4 protein-coding genes and 1 pseudogene are annotated in these 3,016 nt (G+C 29.0%); 2 read left to right on the top strand and 3 right to left on the bottom strand.

Annotated features, from left to right (window positions below; genetic code table 4):
* A pseudogene (locus D9R21_RS07325) lies at positions 1–181 on the top strand (IS3 family transposase); the annotation flags it as partial.
* Between the two features lie 71 nt (positions 182–252).
* On the opposite strand, the gene D9R21_RS05515 reads toward D9R21_RS07325, so the two are convergent.
* Genes D9R21_RS05515 through ytpR form a run of 3 tightly spaced genes read right to left on the bottom strand, consistent with a single transcriptional unit; the run spans position 253 to position 2,775 of the window.
* Positions 253–1,320, bottom strand: coding sequence for a hypothetical protein (locus tag D9R21_RS05515; protein ID WP_241568796.1), 1,068 nt, complete (start codon positions 1,318–1,320; stop codon positions 253–255).
* A gap of 38 nt (positions 1,321–1,358) precedes the next feature.
* Positions 1,359–2,381 (bottom strand): nicotinate phosphoribosyltransferase, encoded by a 1,023-nt coding sequence (locus tag D9R21_RS05510; RefSeq protein ID WP_126821418.1) that lies wholly within the window; start codon positions 2,379–2,381, stop codon positions 1,359–1,361.
* Positions 2,368–2,775: a YtpR family tRNA-binding protein gene (gene ytpR / locus D9R21_RS05505; protein ID WP_241568795.1), complete on the bottom strand. Its 408-nt coding sequence runs from the start codon at positions 2,773–2,775 to the stop codon at positions 2,368–2,370. The genes D9R21_RS05510 and ytpR overlap by 14 nt, the downstream gene beginning before the upstream one ends.
* A 58-nt stretch (positions 2,776–2,833) precedes the next feature.
* Here ytpR and D9R21_RS05500 point away from each other — a divergent pair.
* Positions 2,834–3,016, top strand: a 183-nt coding sequence (locus tag D9R21_RS05500) for a transposase (RefSeq protein WP_148108843.1), incomplete at its 3' end; no start/stop codon positions are given.

The following is a 3,016-nucleotide window of genomic DNA, read 5'->3' as shown; positions in this document are numbered from 1 at the left end:
GGGTAAAAATTATCATTGTGCTGATAATATTGTTATTGAAAGTTTTCATTCTTTATTAAAAAAAGCAACAATTCATAACAATATTTACTTATCGCATGATGAATATATTAATGATGTTAAAAAATGAAATAAATGATATTCAAGCCGCAAAGAAAAGGATATAATAAATAAAAGTTTATAAACCTTTTTTACTAATACTTACTTTTTGGGGTGCACTCTAAACACCCTATCAGTTTTTAAAATTTTCCTTACCTATTCATTATTATTTTCATTATCCCTTTGAACATTATTAATTTGTGTTTTAATTCGTTCACGACGTTTTGCTTCTGCTTCCTTTGCTGTTTGCTCTTCAATTTCTAACATGCGTGATAAATAAGGATTACGATTAGTATGATATTCTTTAACGTGGTTCATATCTGGTTCAGAATCACTGTTTCGTAAATCATGCAATTTCTTATGATATCCTGATGCATTTTGTGATAATGGTTTCGGGCGACGAAGAAACTGATTATTTAAATTATTTTCTTGTAAATTAAGTAGCTTTTTAAATCTAACTGCTCCCGCTTTTGTTGAATTATGTTGGATTAATCGACGACGTTGCTCTAATGGCATATCTTCAGAAAAATTATCATCAATATGATAAACTTCAGCAACTGCATTGCGAATCTGTTCATTAATTTCTCTTTGCTCTTCAATTCCTTCAAACATTGCTGTTTGCTCATAATCATCAACATTATGTTGTGGCATTGGATTACGAATTTTTTCTTTAATTTGTTCTAATTCTACTTTTAACTCAGCTGTTCTATCGCCAAAAATATTTGCTCCACTTTTTCGTGGCTTTAATAAAAATGATACCGTTTGTGCTGTTGGTTCAGATAATTTATTTTTAGTTTTTAAAGTTGATGGAATAATTTCTTTATTTGTAACTGGATCATATTTTCGAAAATATGGTTCAATGTTAGTTTTATCAAAAGACGAAATTTTTTCTTCAGTAATATGAATTTTCACTAACTCCGCCTTCTTCTCACTCACCCGCTGAGCAATAACATCCTCAATCGAAATTATGGGACTATTTTCTTTTTGTTTTTTATATGAATCCGACATATTAACTTTAAATTCATCAGCACCATCTAATTTTTTTCCATATAAAGGTGAAATAACTTCACATAACGATGTTAAAGAAGATTTATTCTTATTATTTTCAATTGTAATTTTTTCGTTTTCATTTTGATATTGTTTTCGTTCCTGTTTTAAATGAGGATAAGCATCATCATGATTATAATAAGACTCTATTTTATGGTTTTTATTTTCTCTCATCATGAAAACCCCCTTTATTTACATATATTATAAAACATTTCTTATTTTTTAACTAGTCGATTCGAAGCAATATTACTCCGCCCAACCTTTGCTTGATCAACACCATTTAATTGAACAGCATCACCAGTGAAGCCAATATTAATTTTTGCCAACGATTCACCAACGCCATAAATATCAACAGGAACACCTTCTTTTTCAAAATCCTGGATTTTTTGAACATTAAATCCTGATGAAACAATAATTTTAATATGTTGATATCCTGCCTTATCTAGAGTTTGACGTAAAGCACGAATTAAGTGTTTATTAACACCATTAATTTCACTACTTGGATACTTCTCTTCTTTTCCAAAAAAATATTTATCGATTAATGATTGAGAAGTATCAACACGAACTGCATATAAATTTGAAAATGCACGTGCTACTTGCAAAGTATCAGTAATAACATCATTATTATAATCAACTAAAGCCACTAATTTATCAGTTGGATAAAACTTTTGATAAGCTTTCAAAGCTGCAATTAAATCACCATTAAAAGCTTGGATTAAAGCATGCGGAACAGTGCCCATAGGCTCATAATTACCAACTAATTTTGTTACTTGTGCTGTTGTAACAAAATTAGTTATTCCACCAATTTTTGCAGCATAACCATCATTTTCTTGATTATAATAATAATCACTACGATCATTCATATATATCACTGGCTTATTATTAGTTGCTTGTAATACACGATAACAATTTGTTGCAATACTTGTTTGTCGTGCTAAAATACCATCAATAATACCTTCTAAATGGCCAAACTGATAATAATGCCCAGTTACTTTTAAAACTGGTTCATTAGCTTGAATTAAATCGCCATCCGTTAAGGCAGTGATTTCTAAACTTTCCGCATTAAAAACTTCTGTTTTTAATAATTCAACACATTCATTAACGCCTGCTAAAATAACATTTTCTTCACGTTGAAAAAACTGCATTGTTATTAAATCATTTGGTTTTTCATTTTTTAAAATATTTGCTGTTTTTAAAAAATAAATTGCACTATAATACCCTGCCTTAATTTTGCCCATTATAATATTCCTTTCAAAAACTATTTCCCAGATGATATTGTTGCTTTGATAATAACATAATTTTTTTACCAATAATAGTAATTGGTAATCCCAATTCGCGTTCAGAACAAAGCATTCCATTTGAAATAATTCCTCGTAATTCACTAGGAACAATTTTTAAACATGAAGGCATAATTGCCCCAACACGCGCAACAACAACCAATTGGCCAATATCACAATTATCAGCTCCACAAATAATTTGTTCAGTTGATAAACCAATGTCTACTTGACAAATATTTAATTTATCTGAATTAGGATGTTTTTTACGCTCAAGAATTTTACCAACAATAAATTGTGGTTGTTGATTAATATTAAAAGGAAAAGACTGCACCCCAAAAAGAAGACTGCACCCCAAAAAGTAAGTAAAATTAAAAAAGAACTTTACTAAACTTTTAGAGGAGGTGCATTTTTTAATGGCAGGAAAAGAACAAAAATTTAAAACATATACTGCAGAATTTCGAAAAAATACAGTAAAAGAAATTGAACAAACATCGCCTACTTATATTGCACAAAAATATAAAGTAAATATAAAAACACTTGATTCATGACAAAGAAATTTTAAAAAAGGAATTTTAAATACACCAAAAGGTCCAAAA

The organism is Spiroplasma endosymbiont of Megaselia nigra (genome assembly GCF_003987485.1).
GTDB lineage: Bacteria > Bacillota_I > Bacilli_A > Mycoplasmatales > Mycoplasmataceae > Spiroplasma.
Note: the sequence above shows the minus strand (reverse complement) of the source record. Positions and strands in the feature narration are given on the sequence as shown.